This window comes from Catellatospora vulcania (genome assembly GCF_009720385.1).
GTDB lineage: Bacteria > Actinomycetota > Actinomycetes > Mycobacteriales > Micromonosporaceae > Catellatospora > Catellatospora vulcania.
Window position 1 is genome coordinate 184,164 of record NZ_ML769302.1, and the last position, 20,633, is coordinate 204,796.

Annotated in this window: 13 protein-coding genes and 1 pseudogene; 9 read left to right on the forward strand and 5 right to left on the reverse strand. The window is 70.9% G+C overall.

Annotation, left to right across the window (positions count from 1 at the left end; translation table 11 throughout):
• Positions 1-128: 128 nt before the first annotated feature.
• The 3 genes and pseudogenes from F6W97_RS05140 to ssd form a co-directional block, all read right to left on the reverse strand.
• The gene (locus F6W97_RS05140; protein ID WP_407924556.1) at positions 129-860 is read right to left on the reverse strand and encodes a type II secretion system F family protein; all 732 of its coding nucleotides are present in this window, start codon (positions 858-860) and stop codon (positions 129-131) included.
• Between the two features lie 878 nt (positions 861-1,738).
• Positions 1,739-2,737, reverse strand: a pseudogene (locus tag F6W97_RS05145) (TadA family conjugal transfer-associated ATPase); the annotation flags it as partial.
• Positions 2,738-2,748: 11 nt separating this feature from the next.
• Positions 2,749-3,801 (reverse strand): septum site-determining protein Ssd, encoded by a 1,053-nt coding sequence (gene ssd / locus F6W97_RS05150; protein WP_196279019.1) that lies wholly within the window; start codon positions 3,799-3,801, stop codon positions 2,749-2,751.
• Between the two features lie 539 nt (positions 3,802-4,340).
• On the opposite strand from ssd, the gene F6W97_RS05155 reads away from it, so the two are divergent.
• Positions 4,341-5,144 (forward strand): HAD family hydrolase, encoded by an 804-nt coding sequence (locus F6W97_RS05155; protein WP_155368981.1) that lies wholly within the window; start codon positions 4,341-4,343, stop codon positions 5,142-5,144.
• A gap of 297 nt (positions 5,145-5,441) precedes the next feature.
• Here the strand turns inward: F6W97_RS05155 and F6W97_RS05160 are convergent, their stop codons facing one another.
• Entirely contained in the window at positions 5,442-6,182 is a 741-nt protein-coding gene (locus F6W97_RS05160; protein WP_155368982.1) for a Fic family protein, read from the reverse strand.
• A 142-nt stretch (positions 6,183-6,324) separates the two neighbouring features.
• Between F6W97_RS05160 and acs the strand changes: the two genes are divergently transcribed.
• The 8 genes from acs (at position 6,325) to F6W97_RS05200 (ending at position 19,026) form a co-directional block, all read left to right on the forward strand.
• Complete coding sequence (gene acs, locus F6W97_RS05165; protein ID WP_155368983.1) at positions 6,325-8,277, forward strand: acetate--CoA ligase; 1,953 nt, start codon at positions 6,325-6,327, stop codon at positions 8,275-8,277.
• Between the two features lie 417 nt (positions 8,278-8,694).
• Complete coding sequence (locus F6W97_RS05170; RefSeq protein ID WP_196278985.1) at positions 8,695-9,711, forward strand: helix-turn-helix transcriptional regulator; 1,017 nt, start codon at positions 8,695-8,697, stop codon at positions 9,709-9,711.
• 3 nt (positions 9,712-9,714) lie between these two features.
• Positions 9,715-10,272, forward strand: a complete 558-nt coding sequence (locus F6W97_RS05175; RefSeq protein WP_155368985.1) for a hypothetical protein — start codon at positions 9,715-9,717, stop codon at positions 10,270-10,272.
• Positions 10,273-10,489: 217 nt separating this feature from the next.
• The gene (locus tag F6W97_RS05180; protein WP_155368986.1) at positions 10,490-10,726 is read left to right on the forward strand and encodes a helix-turn-helix domain-containing protein; all 237 of its coding nucleotides are present in this window, start codon (positions 10,490-10,492) and stop codon (positions 10,724-10,726) included.
• Between the two features lie 373 nt (positions 10,727-11,099).
• Positions 11,100-12,158 carry a helix-turn-helix transcriptional regulator gene (locus tag F6W97_RS05185; protein ID WP_155368987.1) on the forward strand — a complete coding sequence of 353 codons (1,059 nt, stop codon included), beginning with the start codon at positions 11,100-11,102 and terminating at the stop codon, positions 12,156-12,158.
• Between the two features lie 5 nt (positions 12,159-12,163).
• A complete protein-coding gene (locus tag F6W97_RS05190) occupies positions 12,164-12,742 on the forward strand; it encodes a hypothetical protein (RefSeq protein WP_155368988.1) in 579 nt (192 codons plus the stop codon).
• A gap of 339 nt (positions 12,743-13,081) precedes the next feature.
• Positions 13,082-15,859, forward strand: a complete 2,778-nt coding sequence (locus F6W97_RS05195; RefSeq protein WP_155368989.1) for an immune inhibitor A domain-containing protein — start codon at positions 13,082-13,084, stop codon at positions 15,857-15,859.
• Positions 15,860-16,245: 386 nt separating this feature from the next.
• Complete coding sequence (locus tag F6W97_RS05200) at positions 16,246-19,026, forward strand: M6 family metalloprotease domain-containing protein (protein WP_155368990.1); 2,781 nt, start codon at positions 16,246-16,248, stop codon at positions 19,024-19,026.
• A gap of 65 nt (positions 19,027-19,091) precedes the next feature.
• Here the strand turns inward: F6W97_RS05200 and F6W97_RS05205 are convergent, their stop codons facing one another.
• Positions 19,092-20,603, reverse strand: a complete 1,512-nt coding sequence (locus F6W97_RS05205) for a vanadium-dependent haloperoxidase (protein WP_230686432.1) — start codon at positions 20,601-20,603, stop codon at positions 19,092-19,094.
• Positions 20,604-20,633 lie beyond the last annotated feature (30 nt).

Genomic DNA, 20,633 nt, shown 5'->3' on the forward strand with positions numbered 1-20,633 from the left:
CACGGCCTCGGTCAGGATCGCGGCGGCGTCGGCATCGACGTCGCGCGGCAGAGCCGGTGCCGGCACGGGCGGCGCCTCCGTTCGCGGCAACCTCTGTGGGGGCATGACGATCTCCTTTCGGTGGTGGGTCAGAGCACCTCGCCGAGTACGGCGAGGACCACCGGCACCAGGCCGGCGAGCACGAAGGCGGGCAGGAAGCACAGCCCGAGCGGGAGGACGATCAGGACACCGGCGCGCTGCGCGCCGGCCTGGCGGCGTACGGCGGTGTCGGCGCGCAGGTCGTCGGCGCACCGGTGCAGCGCGCCGGCCAGCGCGGATCCGTTGGCGGAGCTGCGTTCCACCGCCGCCGTCAGGCGACCGGCGGGTGGCAGGTCGGCCAGGTGCGACCAGGCCTCACCCGTGGTGGCGCCGAGCCGCAGCGAGCGCCCGATCCGCTGCAGCCGGCTGCCGAGCGGCCCGTCCAGGGCCGCGGCCACGCTCAGCACGGCGTGATCGAGTGGGGCTCCGGCCCGCAGCGCGGTGCCGATCAGGTCGACGGCCCAGGGCAGGTCGGCCAGCGCCGTCTCCCGTTCCGCACGCACCGCGGCGGGTTCCATCCGCCGCAGCACCCGCACGGTCCCGGCCGCCACACCCGCGCCCAGCACGGCACCGGGCACCGACGGCAGCAGTGCGAGCACCGCCCCGCCCGCCACGAGCCCGAACAGCCACGGCGTACGCCTGTTCGGCTGCTCCGCGTTCCGCCGCAGCGGCAGCCGCCGCAGCCGCCGCCGGGCGGTGAACCGTCCGACGGCCCGGTCCACGGGGGTACGTGTGCCCGGCCGCTGCAACCGCCGGGTCCAGGCGAGCCCCGCCGCCTGCAGCACGGCGGCTCCACCGGCGCAGGCGACGCCGGTCGGCGTGTGCAGCAGGATCCGCAGCGCGTCGACGCCGATCAGGTGGCCGAGCCCGATGCCGCCGAGTGGCAGCGCGGCCAGCAGCATCGCGGTGAGCTGCGCGCCGGCCGCCTGCGCGTGGGCCGCGGCGTCGGCACGGTCGGCGGCACGGCACTGCTCCTCCAGCCGTTCCAGCAGGTCGGCCAGCGGCGCCCCGGTGCTCGCGGCGAGTCGCTGCGCCGCGTGCACCGACCGGTCCAGCTCGTCGTCGGGCAGCAGCAGCACCGTGCCCACGCCACCGGCCCGCAGCTCGGCCGCCGAAGCGGCGAGCAGGTCGAGGGCATGCTGCCGGTGTCCCGAATCGCGCCGGGCGGTGCGCTGGTCACGCCACATCCGCAGCCCGAGGATCGTGTATCCGCCCGCGATCAGCCCGGCGACCGGCGCGTCGAGCAGCAGCCACGCGCCCACGCCGACGGCCGCGGCGGCGGCTCGGGCGTGCCGCGGCGACCAGGTGGCGGCCGATCGCCCGCCGGGCCGGGCCGATCCGATCGGCTGCGCACCTCGATGTTCGCCCGCCATCGTGGTGGCATCGCCGGACCGCCGTCCCGCCGTGGCTCGGACCAGGCGGCGCTTGGCGACAGGTGCGAGCAGAGAACCGGCGACACCACGCAGCCGACCTGCGACCGCGGCCGCAGTCCGACCGCGTGGCGCCCAGGCGCCGCCAGGCGCCGCAGCCCCATCGGGTCCCCAGGCGCGGCCAGGTGCCGCGGCCCCGCCAGTTGACCAGGCCTTGCCGGAGGTCGCGGCCGGGCTGACGTCGGGCGCGCTCGGCGTGCCGGATCCGGTGGCGGTGCTCGGCGTACGCATCAGGCCTCCAGCCAGGCCGGCGGGGTGACGTCGCGGCTGCGCAGCAGGGCGGCCAGTTCGGCGGCCGCGGGCAGCGCGCCCCCGGTGTGCCGCCATACCGGCCGGACCGTGAGCAGGCGGTCCGGGCCGTCTGCGGCGAGCAGGCAGATCTCGTCGAGCACCCGGCCGGAGGGCGTGCGCCGCAGGTGCAGCAGCAGCCGGATCGCCGCGGCGACCTGCGCGTGCAGTGCGGGCCGGGGCAGCCCGCCGAGCAGGCCGAGCGCCTCCAGGCGTGCGGGGACGTCGGCGGAGGCGTTGGCGTGCAACGTGCCGGCGCTGCCCTCGTGCCCGGTGTTCAGTGCCGCCAGCAGGTCCACGACTTCAGCGCCCCGGCACTCGCCCACCACCAGCCGGTCCGGGCGCATCCGCAGCGCCTGCCGCACCAGCTCCGCCAGGCCGACCACGCCGACGCCCTCCACATTGGAGGTGCGCGCCTGCAGCGCGACCACGTGCGGGTGCGCCGGACGCAGCTCGGCCGAGTCCTCCACCAGCACGATGCGTTCCCGGCCCGGCGCCGCGGCGAGCATCGCGCCCAGCAGCGTGGTCTTGCCGGATCCGGTGCCGCCCGAGATCAGGAAGGTCAGCCGGGCCGCGACGATCGCGGACAGCAGGCCGGCGACGTCCGGCGGGGCCAGGTCGGCCAGCGCCATCGGCCGCTGCCGGAACGTGCGCAGCGACAGGTACGGCCCCGCGGTCGCCACCGGCGGCAGCACCGCGTGCAGGCGGGTCCCGTCGGCCAGGCGCGCGTCGACGTACGGCTGCCCGTCGTCGAGCCGCCGCCCGCACGCGGCCGCGAGCCGCTGCGCGAGCCGCCGCACCGCCTCGGCCGATGGCATGGTGAACGGTTCGCGGACCAGGCCGGATCCCCGGTCGGTCCACACCTGCACCCCGTTGACCAGGACGTCGGTGACTTCGGGTGCGGCCAGCAGCGGCCCCAACGGCCCCGCCCCGACCAGCTCCACAGGCGTGGTCATGCCATCACTTCCCGGATCAGGCGGCCGCACAGCGTCGCGAGCGGGCCGCGGGGTGCGCTGCCCGGGGCCTCGCCGCGTTCGAGGGCGGTGGCCAGGCGCGGCTCGGGGTGGAGCATCCCGGCCAGCGGCAGGCCCAGGGCCTGGGCCAGGTCCTCGGGGCCGAGCCGGCCGGGGGCCGGGCCGCGGACGACCACGGACATCTCCCGCCGGTACGCCGACACGACGTCGACGACCCGGGCCGCCGCGGCGGCCGCGCGCAGCTCGGCGGGCACGACGAGCAGCACCCGGTCGGCGGCCTGCAGCACCACGGCCGCGGCGTCGTCCAGGCGGCGGGGCAGGTCGACGACGATGAGCTCGCGGCCGCGCCGTCCGGCGTCCAGCGCGGCCGCCATCGCGTCGGGCGGCAGGGCCGGGGAGATCGGGGCGTCCTCCTCCGGGATGTCCCGGGCGCAGGACAGCACCACCAGGTCGCCGCGGCTGGGCAGCGCGTCGACGAACGCCGCCGGGTCGACGGGGCCGCTGGCGCGGGCGAGTTGCGGCCAGCGCAGCCCGCGCAGTTCCTCCCAGCCGAGCAGCAGGTCCGCGCCGCCGCCGAGCGGGTCCGCGTCGACGAGCAGGGTGCGCAGCCGGGTCCGGCAGGCGGTGACGGCGAGCCCGGCGGCCAGCACGCTGGCTCCGGCTCCGCCGCGGCCGCCGAGCACCGCCAGCACCCGCCCGGCTCCCCTCGCCGGTCCGCGGCCGATCCCGGCGAGGCGGTCGACCAGCCAGGACTCGGCCGCCGGCAGCAGCGCGACGTGCTCGGCCCCGAGCGCTTGGGCATAGTCCCAGGGACGCGTGTCGGTGCTGTCGCGGCAGACCACGACGACCCCGGCGCGGTGCGGCAGACGGGCGCGCAGGCAGCCCGGCACCATGTCACCGCCGATCAGCACCAGCGGGGCGGGCCCGTAGCGCAGGCGTGCCGCGGACAGGTCGTGGGCGACCTCGGCCTCGGCGCCCGCGGCGGAGCCCAGCCGCAGCAGGTCGTCGAGCAGGTCGGGGTCGGCGGTCACGAGCAGGGTGCGGGCCGACGCGGGCGGGGCGGGCGGACGGGTCATGCCGGGCACTGTGCGCCGGCGCGGCCCTGCCGGACCAGGGCCCGCCGACCGCGCCTGTGGATGGACCGGCGCTTGTGGACAGTGCGCCGATCACCGTGTGGATCTGTTATGCGGCAGCCGGTTCCGCCGGTGGAGGCCGCACCCGGCACAGATGACGACGACCCCCGTCTGGGGAGACGGGGGTCGTCTTGGGGTCCGGCTCTCAGGGGGGATGGTGAGCCGGAGCCCGCTCAGCGGCTGCGGGGGGGTGGCACCCGCTGAGGGCTGTTGGCGAAAGCATGCCTGACTTGACGGCGCGCCGTCGAGAGGGCTTGCAGCCGACACGCTACGACACGCCGTAGACAAATCCAAGATCCTACGCTACGCAATCACTGAGTCGTCGCTCAGTAACTGCTTGCCGGGGACATCCACGGCCACCGTGGTGCGAGCCGCTGCCGGTATCCGACCCATGGCCGGACGCCGCGGCGACGACAGCCCGGCTACACTTTGCGACCGTGGGCCGCAGCGCCGCGTTTTTCGACCTGGACAAGACCGTCATCGCGACTTCGAGCGCGCTGGCATTCGGCAGACCGTTCTATCGTGACGGCCTGATCACTAAACGTGACGTCGTTAAGACGGCGTTCGCCCAGTTCATGTTCAAACGCGGCGGAGCCGACGACCAGGCCATGGTGCGCACCCGCGACTACATGGCCGAGCTGGTCAAGGGCTGGCGGGTGGACCAGGTCCGCCAGATCGTCAACGAGACCCTGCACGAGCTGATCGATCCGTACATCTACGCCGAGGCGGCGACCCTCATCGAAGAGCACCAGGCGGCCGGCCGCGACATCGTGCTGGTGTCGGCATCCGGCGAGGAGATGGTGCAGCCCATCGGCGCGCAGCTCGGCGTCACCGACGTCATCGCCACCCGGATGAAGGTCGCCGAAGGCCAGTACACCGGCGAGATCGAGTTCTACGCCGCCGGCACGGCCAAGGTCGAGGCGGTACGCAAGCTCGCCGCCGAGCGCGGATACGACCTCGCCGAGTGCTACGCCTACTCGGACTCTATCTCCGACATCCCGCTGCTCGCCGCCGTCGGGCATCCCAGCGCGGTCAACCCCGACAAGGCGCTGCGCCGCGAGGCCAACGAGCGGCGCTGGCCGGTGCTGGAGTTCCGGCACCCGGTGCCGCTGGGCCGCCGCCTGCGCAACCGGCCTGCCGTGCCGGTGGCCGCCGCGCTCGGCATCGGGGTCGGCGTCGCGATCGGCATCGCTTGGTACGGCCGCCGCAAGCGGGCGCGTGCCGCGGCTTCTGCCCTCTGATGGGTGATTTCGCCGCCACAACAGCCCCACCTGTCACACATTGCGGCCGAACCCTGGCCATCACTGCCAAACGGGCGTAGAAAAGTGGTTACGAAAGCATTCTGCAGCTGGAAGTGGCTGGCAGAAGCCGGCTTTCGGGTACGGCCTCCGGGCACCCACGCGCGATCTAGCCGTCGTGAAGGCAAAGTCCCGGTGTGATCTTCGGGTCCACCGAGGGCGGTTGCTAAGAGGTGCACGCCTGGTAACCCGGCGGGACGTACGCGATGGCGCCGCGAACGTGCGGCGCCATCCATACTGTCAGCGCACGGAGGCCAGGACGGCGTCTCCGACGACGGCGATCTCCGCACAGCCCTGCTCGACCGCGACGGCGTAGTGGCGCAGCCACGAACGCAGGCCGTCGGGCGTACCGGTGGCGAAGGCCCCGGCGGCGCCGATGTACTCCGGTTCGCGGGCCAGTTGGGCCAGTTCCAGTGCGACCAGGCCACGTGGGTCGAAGCCGCTGCCGACCAGGGTCAGCCGGGCGGCGGCCCGCGCCACGATGCCGTTCACGCCGGGAAACGGCGCTATCGCCAGCAGCTCCCCGTGCACCACGGCCGCGCGGACGAGCGGGTTGCCCAGCTGCCCGGACACGATCTCCAGCAGGGTGTCCAGCCGGGCGGCGCTGTCTGCCACCGGCTTGCCCAGCGCGGCGTCCGGCAGCACGCCCGTGCCGGCCAGCAGGTGCAGTTTCGCCAGCACCTGCCGCGGCGCGCCGTGCCAGTGCTGGTGCAGGCCGGGCAGCGCTTCGGCGACCCGAAGCGCCCCCTGCAGCACCGCGTCCAGCACCGTGCCGCCGCGGACGTCGCTCAGCTCGTACCGGTGGCCCTCCAGCGCGGCGCTGGCCACCGCGCAGCGCAGGCTGATCTCCGCGGCGACCGCCCCGCCCTGGCGCCGCAGAGACCGGTGCTTGTAGGCACCGTCCACCGCAGCGCGTGCGCCATTCACCGCAGATTCGACGTCGGCCAGTTTCAACAGCGGCGCCAGGGGATCCATAGTCACAGCCAGAGCGTAGCCAACGGACCGATCCTGGCCGGAGCACAATAGTTAGGGACCCTTACTGTAAAGCTGGGTCACCGGGCCGTAACATTCCCCGGAGACCCACGTCACAGGGCATGATCACCACCCCTAGGGAGGCGCTGTAGTGAGCGAGACCCTCGAAAACCTGCTGCACGAGTCGCGCCGGTTCCCACCGCCGGCGGAGCTCGCCGCGCGGGCGAACGTCACCGCCGAGGCTTACGCGCAGGCCGACGCCGACCGGTTGGCGTTCTGGGAGACCCAGGCCAAGCGGCTGGACTGGGCCCGGCCGTGGGACGAGGTACTGGACTGGTCCAACCCGCCGTTCGCGAAGTGGTTCGTCGGCGGTCAGCTCAACATCGCGTACAACTGCCTGGACCGGCACCTGGCCAACGGTCTGGGCGACCGGGTCGCCATCCACTGGGAGGGCGAGCCGGGCGACACCCGCACCATCACCTACGCCGACCTGCATGCCGAGGTGTGCCAGGCGGCCAACGCGCTGACCGGCCTCGGGGTGAACGCCGGGGACCGGGTCGCGATCTACATGCCGATGATTCCCGAGGCCGCGGTGGCCATGCTGGCCTGTGCCCGCATCGGCGCGACCCACTCGGTGGTGTTCGGCGGCTTCAGCAAGGACGCGCTGGGCGGCCGCATCCAGGACGCCAGCGCCAAGGTCGTCATCACCGCCGACGGCGGTTACCGCCGCGGCGCGCCGAGCGCGCTCAAGCCGACCGTCGACGAGTCCGTGGCCGAGTGCCCGACCGTCGAGAAGGTCCTGGTGGTACGCCGCACCGGGCAGGACGTCGCCTGGGACGACAGCCGTGACGTGTGGTGGCACGACGCCGTCGGCAACGCCAGCCCCGAGCACGAGGCCCAGCCGTTCGACGCCGAGCACCCGCTGTTCATCCTCTACACCTCGGGCACCACCGCCAAGCCCAAGGGCATCCTGCACACCACCGGCGGCTACCTGACCCAGGCCTCGTACACCCACCACGCGGTGTTCGACCTGAAGCCGGAGACCGACGTCTACTGGTGCACCGCCGACATCGGCTGGGTCACCGGGCACAGCTACATCGTGTACGGCCCGCTGTCCAACGGCGCCACCCAGGTCATGTACGAGGGCACCCCGGACACCCCGCACCGCGGCCGGTTCTGGGAGATCGTGGAGAAGTACCGCGTCACGATCCTCTACACCGCCCCCACCGCGATCCGCACGTTCGCCAAGTGGGGCGACGACATCCCGGCCCAGTTCGACCTCAGCTCGCTGCGGCTGCTCGGCTCGGTCGGCGAGCCGATCAACCCCGAGGCCTGGATGTGGTACCGCGAGCACATCGGCGGCAACCGGTGCCCCGTGGTGGACACCTGGTGGCAGACGGAGACCGGGGCGATCATGATCTCCCCGCTGCCGGGCGTGACCGACTGCAAGCCGGGTTCGGCGATGGGCCCGCTGCCGGGCATCAAGGCCGAGGTCGTCGCCGACGACGGCACGATCGTGGGCAACGGCGGCGGCGGTTACCTGGCGCTGACCGGGCCGTGGCCGTCGATGCTGCGCACCATCTGGGGTGACGACAAGCGGTTCGTCGAGACGTACTGGTCGCGCTTCGCCGAGCAGGGCTTCTACTTCGCCGGCGACGGCGCCAAGCGCGACGAGGACGGGGCGATCTGGCTGCTCGGCCGGGTCGACGACGTGATGCTGGTGTCCGGCCACAACATCTCCACCACCGAGGTCGAGTCGGCGCTGGTCGCCCACCCGGCGGTGGCGGAGGCGGCGGTCGTCGGCGCCACCGACCCGACCACCGGCCAGGCCATCGTCGCCTTCGTGATCCTCAAGGGCGGAGCCGAAGTCGGCGTGGCCGAGCTGCGCGACCACGTCGCCAAGACGCTCGGCCCGATCTGCAAGCCGCGCCAGATCATGCTGGTGACCGAGCTGCCGAAGACCCGCTCCGGAAAGATCATGCGGCGGCTGCTGCGTGACGTGGCGGAGAACCGGACGCTCGGCGACGTCACGACGCTGCAGGACTCGGCCGTGATGAACCTGATCTCCGCGGGCATGCAGTCGAGCAAGTCCGACGAGGACTGAACCCCCGCCTGATCGAAGGGGCGGCTACCGGTGCCACACCGGTAGCCGCCCCTTTCGCTGCCGCCGTCCACGTGGTCCCCCGTACCCGGCGGCGAAGCCGACGCGCACGCACGTACTCGGCGACATCGAGCCCCCGGTCGTCGCTCGGCCCCCTGCCGTCGACGTGCCAGGACTCGCGGTCTCGACCTCCGCGCGGAGCGGTTGTCATGCCTCGACCCTAGGGCGGCCGGGAGGCAGCCCCAAGATCACTAGCCGCGGTTGCACAAATCTGCAATCCGGCGTACGGCTCTCGCCAGTGTTGCTCCGCGTATCTAAATTGCTCTTGTCCGGTCGCGAAGAAGCCCGCACCGGCACGGCTTCACGGGGGAGGCCTTCATGCTGGAAACACAGGTCGTTCCATCGCTGATGAGGTGGGGCGTGTCACCGCACGCGGACCTCGTCTACCGCACCCTCACCGCGTTCGGACCGTGGTCGGTGGACCGCATCAGCCGGTCGCTGGAGATGAAGACGCGGCTGGTGCGTGTCGCGCTGGACGAGTTGACCGCGCTGGGCGCGGCCGTGCCCACCCGCAACGCGGCGGACGGCACAGCCGGCGACGACCGCATCTGGGCCGGCCGGGCGCCCGCCCAGGTCCTGTCCCTGCTCCGCGACCGCCATCAGCATCACGCGCTCGCCCGGCACCGGCTGCAGCAGCGGCTCACCCGGATGACGTACCCGAGCGTCGTCGGCGACCTGAGCGACCTTCCCGCCACCGAGGCCCGGCAGGTGCACGGCATGGCACGGACGATCGGGCGGCTCGCGGAGCTGACCCTGCTGGAGCGCCACGAATTCCTGTCGATCAGCCCGGATGTGGCCTACAGCGCCGAGGCGGTCAAGGCGGCGGCGCCCCAGCACCGCAAGATGATCGCCCGCGGTGTGCAGATCCGCAGCCTCGGCGTGCCCGCCGCCCCCGAGGACGAGTCGGCCTGGCATCTGGAGGAGCAGCGCTCGTACGGCGCACAGTATCGGGAACTGCCACAGCTGCCCGGCCGCGTCATGATCTCCGACCGCAGAACCGCGATCGTGCCGCTCGATCCCTCCGACCGCTCGCGCGGCGTGTGGGAGATCAGCGCACCGGACGTGGTCGCCGAGTTGACGGCCCTTTTCTTCCAGCTGTGGGGCCGCGCGAAGGACCCGGGGCGCGACTGGACACCTCCCCTGCACCTCGCCCCGCGCGAGAGCGCGATCGTGGCGCTGCTGGCCGCGGGCCACACCGACGCCTCGATCGCGGCGAAGCTCGACATCAGCGTGCGCACCATCGCCTACACCCTCTCCGCCCTCATGGACCGCTATGCCGTGTCCAGCCGATTCCAGCTGGGACTACGGCTCGGCGCCGAAGCAACGCAGCAGACAGCCGCCGGGGAACCGGACGAGCACGAACCCGACCAGGAGTGACCGGTGCGTGGAACCATCCGAATGATCTGCCTGACCGTGACGACGATGATCTTGGCTGCCTTCGCGGTCGCGCCCGCCGCGGCGGTGCCGTCCGGGACCGTCAGCTACCGGTGGATGACCTGTCCGGCAGGCACCGCGACCACTGCGCGCCTTGACACGGTCGCCTCCCACATCGGTGCGCACGACAACAGGCTCTGGCTCAGCGTCGGCGGGGAAGTGTTCCCCTGCCGGCCGCCGCAGACCCTGGAGGCCTGGGGTCTGGCCCTGTACTACGGCGACCACGCGGTCGGCCGGGCGCAGCCCTTTCAGCTCGATCCGGGGACCGGAACCGATCATGGCGGGACGATGCTGACCGGGAGCACGGTGCAGGCGGTGTGCATCCTCTCCGACGAGACGACCCGCCTTGCCTGCGCGGCGGTCAGCTGGGTGGACATCGCCGGGACGCCGTCCGCCGTCTACGAAGGCAGCCTGCCTGTCGACTCGCCGCTGGTCGCCATGCCGGCTCCAACAAACATGCTGGTCGACGGACCTGGCGGGCCGTACTGCCCGAAGTGTCCGTGATAGTTCGCCTGCCCGCGTCACCCAGCAGGGGTGACCCGCACACTGCGGGTCACCCCTGCTGCGTCAGCGGCGGCTCCGCGCCACCTGCCATTGCGCAAACCTGCAATCGGGTGCGAACCCCTGGCCTGCGGCCGGCCAGCTGTCTAGGTTGCTCATGTCCGGCCGGGAGGCACCCACCGGAGAATGTCACCCATCGGGCCGCGATTGGACGCCACCCATGCATCTCACCCCACGCGAGCGCAGCATCGTGGCGCTGCTGGCCGCGGGACACACCGACGCCGCGATCGCGGCGCAGCTCGACATCAGCGTGCGTACCATCGCCTACACCCTGTCCGCGTTGATGGACAGATACGCGGTGACCAACCGATTCCAACTGGGGCTGCGGCTCGGCGAGGAATCGGCGCAGCAGGCAGACCCGGACGGCCCCGAGGAGCCGGGGCCCGAGCAGGCGTGAGCGGCGGCCGGAGGGGTGGCCACCGGCACACACCGCCGGCCACCCCTGTCGCCGTCGCCGGAAACGTGGTCCCCCGTACCCGCCGGACGATGGAGCCGTCCGGCACGCACGCACGTGCCCGCGCCGCGCAGACCGGACCGTCGCGCGGTGCCCACCGCTGACATGCCTGGTCTCGTGGTAACCCGCCTCCGCCGGAAGCGGAGGCGATGTCACAGAACATAGAGCGGGACAACTCGCTTACCAAGATCACCAGGCATCGTTGCATGAATCTGCAATCGGCCGGATGACCTTGGTTCGGGTTGAATGGACTGTCTACGTTGCTCATGCGGTCGGGAGCGAAGCGCACCGGCACGGGCACACGGGGGAGGCCGACATGCTCGAAGCTCAAGTTGTGCCCTCGCTGATGAAGTGGGGCGTCTCACCGCACGCGGACCTCGTGTACCGCACGCTCATCACCTTCGGCCCCTGGTCGGTGGACAGCATCAGCCGCTCCCTGGAGATGAGGTCGCGGCAGGTGCGCACAGCCCTCGACGAGCTGTCCGGGCTGGGCGCGGCGGCCCCGGAGCGCGCCGTGGCGGCGGGTGCGCGGGCCGGTGACGACCGGCTGTGGTCCGGTCGCGCTCCCGCGCACGTGCTCTCACTGCTCCACGACCGGCACCACCGCGCCGCGCTGGCCCGCGAGCGGGCACACCAGCGCCTGATCCGGGTGTCGTATCCGAGCCTCGTGGCCGATCCCGCACGGATCCCCGCCGGGGGTGCCCGGCCGCTGGAAGGGCTGGAGCGGACGATGGAGCGGATCGCTGCGGTGTCGGCCACGGAACGCCACGAGAACCTGGCCATGAATCCCGAACCGTCCTTCAACGCCGCACAGATCAAGCAGGCGGCGCCGCTGGAGCGGCAGACCCTCGCCCGCGGCGTCACGGTACTCAGCCTCGGCGTGCCAGCCTCGGCGGAGGACGAGTCGGACTGGCACGACGAGGAGATGCGCAGCCACGGCCTCTACTACCGCGAGCTGCCGGAGGTGCCGGGCAAGCTGCTGATCATCGACCGCGCCACCGCCTTCATCCGGCTGGATCCCGCGAACCGTGCGCGGGGGATGTGGGAGATCACCGAACCGGGCGTGGTCGCCGAACTCGTCTCCCTCTTCCTGGAGCAATGGGCCCGCGCAACGGAACCGGGCCGCTTCTGGAACCCGCCCGCGGGCCTCAGCCCGCGCGAGAGCACCGTCGTGGTGATGCTCGCCATGGGCTACACCGACACGGCGATCGCGTCGAAGCTCGACATCAGCGTGCGCACGATCGCCTACACCCTGTCCGCGCTCATGGACAGGTACGACGTGACGAACCGATTCCAACTGGGCTTACGGCTCGGTGCCGAGGCAGCGCGGCAGGCACCGGGGGAACCGAACGGACACGAGACCAACGGGGAGTGACACCTGTGAACAGAACCGTCCGCACCATCATCGTGGCAGTCGTCGCAATGACCGTGGGAGCCATCGCGGCGACCCCGGCGGCAGCCTTCAAGATCATAAACTACCAATGGCTCACCTGCCCGGCGGGCACCGCCACCACGGGCTTGGTCACCGGATCGTCCACCTATACCCATGAGGTCGAGGGCAACAACTACTACCTGCATTTCGTCACCCTGTACGGCACGCTCACGCCCTGCCGGCGCATCCCCAACGATGCGACCGTATACGCGATCGGCGCCTATGGCAGCTCTGACGCATACGGCGGGGCCTACACCTATATCAATCCCGGCTTCCCCACCCCGACGTTTGACGATGGGTCGCCCATCGACGTCTATCCCGATATCCAGGCCGTGTGCCTCATCACCAACGAGACGACGCGGCTGGCCTGCGTTTCCGTAGTCTGGGTCGACGCCGGTTACTCGATGGTGCCGGTGATCGAAGGTCCGCTGGCCGTCGACTCGCCACGGGTCGCCATGCCCGCGATCACCAAGATGAGTGCCGTCGTCGGCGGTCCCGTCACGCCGACGTGCTTCAAGTGCCCGTGACCGGCAACGTGCCTCGGTGAGAGCACAAGGGCGGCCCCACACCGGGGCCGCCCTTCCGCTGCCGGGCCTCCACCGATCGGCCGAGGCCAGGCGTCGACCCGCGACACGTCCGTGTCACGGGTTCGCCGTTGCCTGCCACGGCGTCCTCCGATGTCCGGGCCATGCCTGGCGGTGCCTTCATTTGCGATTGTGAAGTGCTTGCTTCACGTGAGCCGCAACCTCCATCAGCCGCGTGAAGCGCGTCGGCGTGGGAGGGCAGGCTCCCACGCCTCCCGTCTCCACCTGTACCGCTACGGCGCCCCTCGCCCGCGGCGGAGACCCCCGAGGAATGGAGTGACCATGAAGCACGCCATCCATGCGCGGAGGAGACGTCGGCTATTCGCCGCCGTTCCCGCGCTGGCGCTGGCCGCTGTCGGGCTGTACGGCCCGGGAACGGCGAATGCCGTTGCCGCACCGGCCGTGATCAGCCCCAGTGAGTTCTACATCAACTATGCCGAGCCCGCTGTCCAGCCGGACACCACGGGCAAGGAGACCAAGGGCGCCAACGGCATCTACGGCAGCGCGGCGGACAAGACCCGCGCGTTCGACCGCAAGCACGCCAACGGCAACCCGCTCACCGCACACCAGCTCGCCAAGCTCGAGGCGAAGTCCATCAAGACCGGCAAGAACCCGCGCAACCTCAAGCAGGCGCCGGCCACCCAGGTCGCGAAGCTGCTGACGATGCTGGTCGAGTACAGCACCACCGCCAACGACGACTTCTCCAACGTCATGGTCACGGACACGACCGACGCGGGCCGGTCCTGCGGCCTCGGCAACGTCCAGAACGGGCCGACGAACAACACCATCCCGAACCCGGCGACGATGTCCCACCTCGACAACAACTCGATGTGGGTCGCCGACTTCAACCAAGAGCACTACAACAAGATGCTCTACACCTCGACGGGTATCACCGAGCGGGTGCGTCCCGACCTCACCGGTCCGGACGGCAAGCCGGGTATCGACATCTCCGGTCTGACGATGCGCAACATGTACCTGGAGATGTCGAAGGGCGCCTACACCGTCGAGGGCCAGGCGACCCCGTGGATCACCCTGCCGCACTCCGAGGCCTGGTACGGCGCGACGCGCTGCTTCCAGGACGAGAACGGCGCGTGGCAGATGCCGGCCATCCAGTCGATGAACGGCCACCCGGACAATCCGCTGGGCGCGCAGAAGATGGCCATGGACGCGGTGGACGCGCTGGCCGCGGCCGACCCGAGCTTCCCGTGGGCCGACTACGACATCGAGGACCAGGGCGACCGCGACGGCGACGGCAACTTCTACGAGCCGGACGGCGTCATCGACCACCTGGTCATGGTGCACGCCGGTGAGGACAAGTCCGGCGGCGGCGGCGCGCAGGGCGCGTACGCGATCTGGGCGCACTCGTCCGCGGTCGCGGGCGGCTACACGATCCCCGGCACCAACCTCAAGGTGTCGAACTACATCGTGCAGCCCGAGGACTCGGGCGTGGGCGTTTTCGCCCACGAGTACGGCCACGACCTCGGCCTGCCGGACCTGTACGACACCTCCGGCGCCGGCGAGTCGGACATCGACTTCTGGGACCTGATGTCCTCGGGTTCGCACTCCGGCCCGATCTTCCAGGCCATGCCGACGCACATGGGCCTGTGGGACAAGTGGGTGCTCGGCTGGGCCGACCCGCTGGTCCTCGCGCCCGGAGCCTCGGACCGCGACGTGCAGCTGGGCCAGACCTCGCGCACGCCGAAGGGCACGAAGGACGGCATCAAGATCGACCTGCCGCCGAAGACCATCACGCTGGCGACCGCGCACAGCGGCGCCAACATGTGGTACGCGGGCACGGACCAGGACTGGGCCGACATCAAGATCTCCCGTGAGGTGGCGGTTCCGAACGCTGCCGACGCGAAGTTCTGGATGTGGAACAACTACGTCATCGAGGAGGACTGGGACTTCGGCTTCGTCGAGGTCTCGACCGACGGCGGCAACACCTGGACCGACCTCAAGATCTACGACGAGGCCGGCGCCCTGGTGTCCACCGACGACGGTTACTCGGACCCGAACGGCAACATGGCGACGTTCCAGAACCGCTACGGCCTGACCGGCGACAGCCACGGCTGGCGTCACGACTACGTCGACCTGAGCGCGTACGCCGGCAGCACGGTGCAGGTCCGCCTGCGCCAGGCGACCGACGCGGCGGCGCAGGAGCGCGGCTGGTTCTCCGACGACTTCTCGGTCACCGGCGGCGGCGCCACCACCTGGAGCGACGACGTAGAAGCCGGCACGGCCGGCTGGACCGCCACCGGCGGCACCTGGGTCGACACCACCGGCCCCGGCTGGCGCATCGACACCGGCACCTCGGTGAAGGCGCACTACTACCTGGCCGAGTGGCGCAACTACGACGGGTTCGACAAGGGCCTGCAGTACGCCTACGACAGCACCTACCTGCGTGACGGCGCCTGGAAGGTCGAGAAGGTCAAGTACAACGCGCCCGGCATGCTGGTGTGGTACCGCGACACCACGTTCGGCAGCAGCAACGCGGTGACCGCCGCGGTGACCGCACTGCCGAGCGCCGGTGCCAAGGGCGGCCTGCTCATCGTGGACTCGCACTTCGACCCGCTGCGCCGCACCGGCACGGCGGCCACGAAGGACCCGTCCACGCTGAAGAACCTGCAGGGCCGGCCGCAGTCCTCCAACGCGGCATTCACGCTGCACCCGACGTACCCGTTCCAGGAGTGCCTGGAGGCGAACGGCGAGCCGTTCAGCGAGTACTGCACGTCCTTCGGGGCGCAGCCGGGCGTGGCGTCGTTCACCGACGCCAAGGGCTGGGTGCCGGGTCTGGAGCTGCGCGGCAGCAGCCTGTTCTACCGGGACGTCGACGCCTCCGTCGTCATCCCGTCGGTGGGCAACGCGCCGTACACCACCCGGATCGTCAACCCGGACGGCACTCCCGCGACCGGCGTCTACGGCGCCGACCTCGGGTTCACCATCCTGGGCTCGGGCAACCCCGGCGATCAGGGCATCTCCTACGGCGTCACGATCACCATCGTCCGGTCGGCGAAGGACAACTCGTACGCCACCGTGCACGTCACGCCCGCGAACGGCTGACCGCACGAACATCTGAAACACCGCTGACGACGAGGGCGGCCCGCATCCGGCGGGCCGCCCTCGTCGTCTACCAGCGGCTGTCGTACGGTCGACGACGGCTGCGTCGCGGCCGACCTACATGAGCATCCACCGAACGGTGGATGCTCATGTCTCGTATTGGGACAGTCTCCGTCAACCTTTCGGAGCGAACCCCTCCGATGTCCGGGCCATGCCTCATGGTGAATTCATTTGCGATTGTGAAGTGCTTGCTTCACGTGAGCTGTGAACGCCATCCGCCACGTGAAGCCGCGTCGACGTGGGAGGGCAGGCTCCCACGTCCCCCGTCTCCACCTGTTACCGCCACGGCGCCCCCTGCCGTGGTGGACACCCCGAGGAATGGAGTGACCATGACGCACGCCATCCATGCGCAACGGAGACGGCGGCTACTCGCTGCCGTCCCGGCGCTGGCACTGGCAGCTGTCGGGATGTACGCACCCGCGGCGGCCACCGCCGCTGCGGGCCCGACGGCCGTGATCAGCCCGAGCGAGTACTACATCAACTACGCCGAGCCCGCGATCCAGCCGGACACCACGGGCAAGGAGACCAAGGGCGCGGGCGGCCTCTTCGGCGGTGCGGGTGACAAGACCCGTGCCTTCGACAAGAAGCACGCCTCCGGCAACCCGCTCACCTCGCGCCAGCTGGCCAAGCTCGAAGCGAAGTCCATCAAGGAGCGCAAGAGCCCCCGCAAGATCAAGCAGGCGCCGACCACCCAGGTCGCCAAGCTGCTGACGATGCTGGTCGAGTACAACCCCACCGCGAACGACGACTTCACCGACCAGATGGTCACCTCGTCGACCGACGCGGACCGCACCTGCGTTCCGGGCAACATCCAGAACGGTCCGGTGCACAACGGGATCCCGAACCCGGCGACGATGTCCCACCTGGACAACAACTCCATGTGGGTCCCCGACTTCAACCAGGACTACTACAACAAGCTGCTCTACACCTCCAAGGGCATCACCCAGCGGGTCCGCACGGACCTCAAGGGACCGGACGGCAAAAAGGGCATCGACCTCACCGGTCTGACGATGCGCAACATGTACCTGGAGATGTCGAAGGGCGCCTACACCGTCGAGGGCCAGGCGACCCCGTGGATCACCCTGCCGCACTCGGAGGGCTGGTACGCCGCGACGCAGTGCTACCAGGACGCGGACGGCAACTGGCTGATGCCGGCCATCCAGTCGATGAACGGCCACAAGGACAACCCGCTGGGCCCGCAGCAGATGGCGACGGACGCGGTGGACGCGCTGGCCGCGGCCCAGCCGAACTTCCCGTGGGCCGACTACGACATCGAGGACCAGGGCGACCGGGACGGCGACGGCAACTTCTACGAGCCGGACGGCGTCATCGACCACCTGGTGCTGGTGCACGCGGGTGAGGACAAGTCCGGCGGCGGCGGCGCCCAGGGCACCTACGCCATCTGGGCGCACTCGTCCGCGGTCGCGGGCGGCTACACGATCCCCGGCACCAACCTGAAGGTGTCGAACTACATCGTGCAGCCCGAGGACTCGGGCGTGGGCGTCTTCGCCCACGAGTACGGCCACGACCTCGGCCTGCCGGACCTGTACGACACCTCCGGCGCCGGCGAGTCCGGCATCGACTTCTGGGACCTCATGTCCTCGGGTTCGCACTCGGGACCGATCTTCCAGTCGATGCCGACGCACATGGGCATCTGGGACAAGTGGGTGCTCGGCTGGGCCGACCCGCAGGTCATCGCGCCCGGGGCGGGCACGTCGAACGTGAAGCTGGGCCAGACCTCGCGCACGCCGGTCGGCACCCAGGACGGCATCAAGATCGACCTGCCGCCGAAGACCATCACGACGGCGGTTCCGCACAGCGGCGCCAACATGTGGCACACCGGCGCGGACCAGGACTGGGCCGACATCAAGATCTCCCGTGAGGTGGCGGTTCCGAACGCTGCCGACGCGAAGTTCTGGATGTGGAACAACTACGTCATCGAGGCCGACTGGGACTACGGTTTCGTCGAGGTCTCGACCGACGGCGGCGCCAACTGGACCGACCTCAAGGTCTACGACGAGGCCGGCACCCTGGTGTCCACGGACGACGGCTACGCCGACCCCAACGGCAACATGGCCACGTTCCAGAACCGCTACGGCCTGACCGGCGACAGCCACGGCTGGCGTCACGACTACGTCGACCTGAGCGCGTACGCCGGCACCACGGTGCAGGTCCGCCTGCGCCAGGCCACCGACGCCGCCTTCCAGGAGCGCGGCTGGTTCGCCGACGACTTCTCGGTCACCGGCGGCGGCAGCACCACCTGGAGCGACGACGTAGAGGCCGGCACGGCCGGCTGGACCGCGGTCGGCGGCACCTGGGTCGACACCACCGGCCCCGGCTGGCGGATCGACAGCGGCACCTCGGTGAAGGCGCACTACTACCTGGCCGAGTGGCGTAACTTCGACGGTTTCGACAACGGTCTGCAGTACGCCTACGACAGCACCTACCAGCGCGACGGCGCCTGGAAGGTCCAGAAGATCAAGTACAACGCGCCGGGCATGCTGCTGTGGTACCGCGACACCACGTTCGGCAGCACCAACCACGTCACGGCGAACCTGACGGCGCTGCCGAGCGTCGGCGCCAAGGGCGGCCTGCTCCTGGTGGACTCGCACTTCGACCCGTTCCGCCGTTCCGGCGTCGCGGCGACGAAGGACACCTCCACCCTGAAGAACCTGCAGGGCCGGCCGCAGTCCTCGAACGCGGCGTTCACGCTGCACCCCACGTACCCCTTCAAGGAGTGCCTGGAGGTGCCCGCCGAGCCGTTCGTCGAGTACTGCACCGCGTTCAAGGCGCAGAAGGGTGTCGGCGCGTTCACCGACGCCAAGGGCTGGGCTCCGGGTCTGGAGCTGCGTGACGGCAGCCTGTTCTACCGGGACGCCGACGCCAGCGTCGTCATCCCCTCGGCCGGCAACGCGCCGTACACCACCCGGATCGTCAACCCCGACGGCACGCCCGCGACGGATGTCTACGGCACCGACCTCGGGTTCACCGTCCTCGGCACCGGCAACCCCGGTGACGCGGCGGTCGCCAACGGCGTCAAGCTGACCATCCTGTGGGCGACGCACGACAACGCCTACGCCTACGTGCAGGTCACGGCGGCGAACAGCTGATCCGGCAACACTGAACAAAAAAAGGGGGCCACCGGCATCACGCCGGTGGCCCCCTTCGTCGCACGTCAGCGCACGGAGAGCAACGCCGTCTCGTTGGTGAACTCGACGCACTTGTACTCCTCGTACGAACCCCCCGCGACCAGGGCGGCGCCTGCGTTGTGGCAGGCGGCGACGTCGGAGTAGACGCCGTAGTCGTACCACTGGGTCAGCTCGTGGCCGAAGACGTAGGCCGCCACGCCGCCACCGGACGCCAGGCCGAAGTCGGCGTCGAACCGGTAGTGCACACCCAGGTAGATCCGGCTGAGCGCGTTCTCCGTCGCGGCCGCCGAGATGCTGGTGAAGGTGCGGGACACCCCCACCGCGTGCGGGTCCTCCGTGGTGGCCGTCCAGGTCACCGCGTCGGTGCCCAGGAACGCCTTCACCACGCCCGCCCACGCCCCGGCGAAGGTCGCGTGGCCCGAGATGTACGCCGGGAACGGCGGGCTGAAGTTCACCCCGGCGGTGTTCGCGGACAGCGGCTTCCAGGTCGGGTCGGCCACGGTCGCGGCGTTGCCGTCGGTGTCGGCCAGGCGCACCGCGGACTCCGGCCGCCACAGGTCGATCGCCGTGCGGTATTTCGCGTCCCAGGCCGTGATGCTCGCGTCGGCCATCGCGATCGCGACCAGCGCGAACAGCCGCACGTTCTGGGTGGTGGACAGCCCGCGGGCCTGGGCGAGGATCGCGGTGTGCGCGAACAGCTGGCCCGGCGGCTTGTAGGTGCCGTCGAGGTCGTTGGCCCAGAACCACGCCAGCTGGGTCTGGTCCGCGGTCCGCGTGGTGGAGGTCGCCGAGCCGAGGCTCTTGACCTCGTTGACCTGCGCGGCGTATCCGGAGCTGGCCAGCAGGCTCGGATAGGTCGAGTAGCCCAGCGGCAGCTGCGGCCGGAACTGCGTGCCGGACGTCATGCCGAACGGCGTGACCCCGCCCCAGTTCGGGGTCGCGGCCGCACCGGAACCCGTGTTGCGCCAGGCCCCGGGGACCGTGCCCTCGACGTACGGGGTGGTGTCGGTGGAGCCGTCACCGGTCCGCGCCGTCTTCATCGCCGCGGCGGCCTGCTGGCCGATGTACACGGCTTCCTTCTGGTTGTTGGTGGTGCCGACCCCCTGCTGAGCGGTAGCCAGGTCGGCGTCGAAGTTGAGCGCCGGGTAGAGGTTTCGCAGCACGGTCACGGCGGCGTAGTCGATCGCGGTGCCCACGATGGGCGTGTTCGCTCCGGCGTACTTCACCGTGGTGACGTTGACCAGGTACTTCTTGCCAAGGCACGTGTCGAGCACCGGGACCGCGAATGCCCCGACCCGGCAGCTCGCCGAGTTCGCCGCGTCCCACATGGCTGCGTGCATCATCGCGCCCGCGCGGGCCAGCGGGCCTGGTGCGCCGCCGACCGTGCGGTAGGTGCGCAGCAGCACCTGGTTCCAGTAGACGGTGTGGTCGGCCGGTGCCGCGGCCGAAGCCGAAGCCGCCGGAATGACGGCGGCACCGGTCGCCGTGACGACCGTAATGAGGGCAGCGAGCAGCCCACGACCTCGCAGTCGCTTCACGTTTGTTCCTCCCCGTGGCCATGCCCGTGA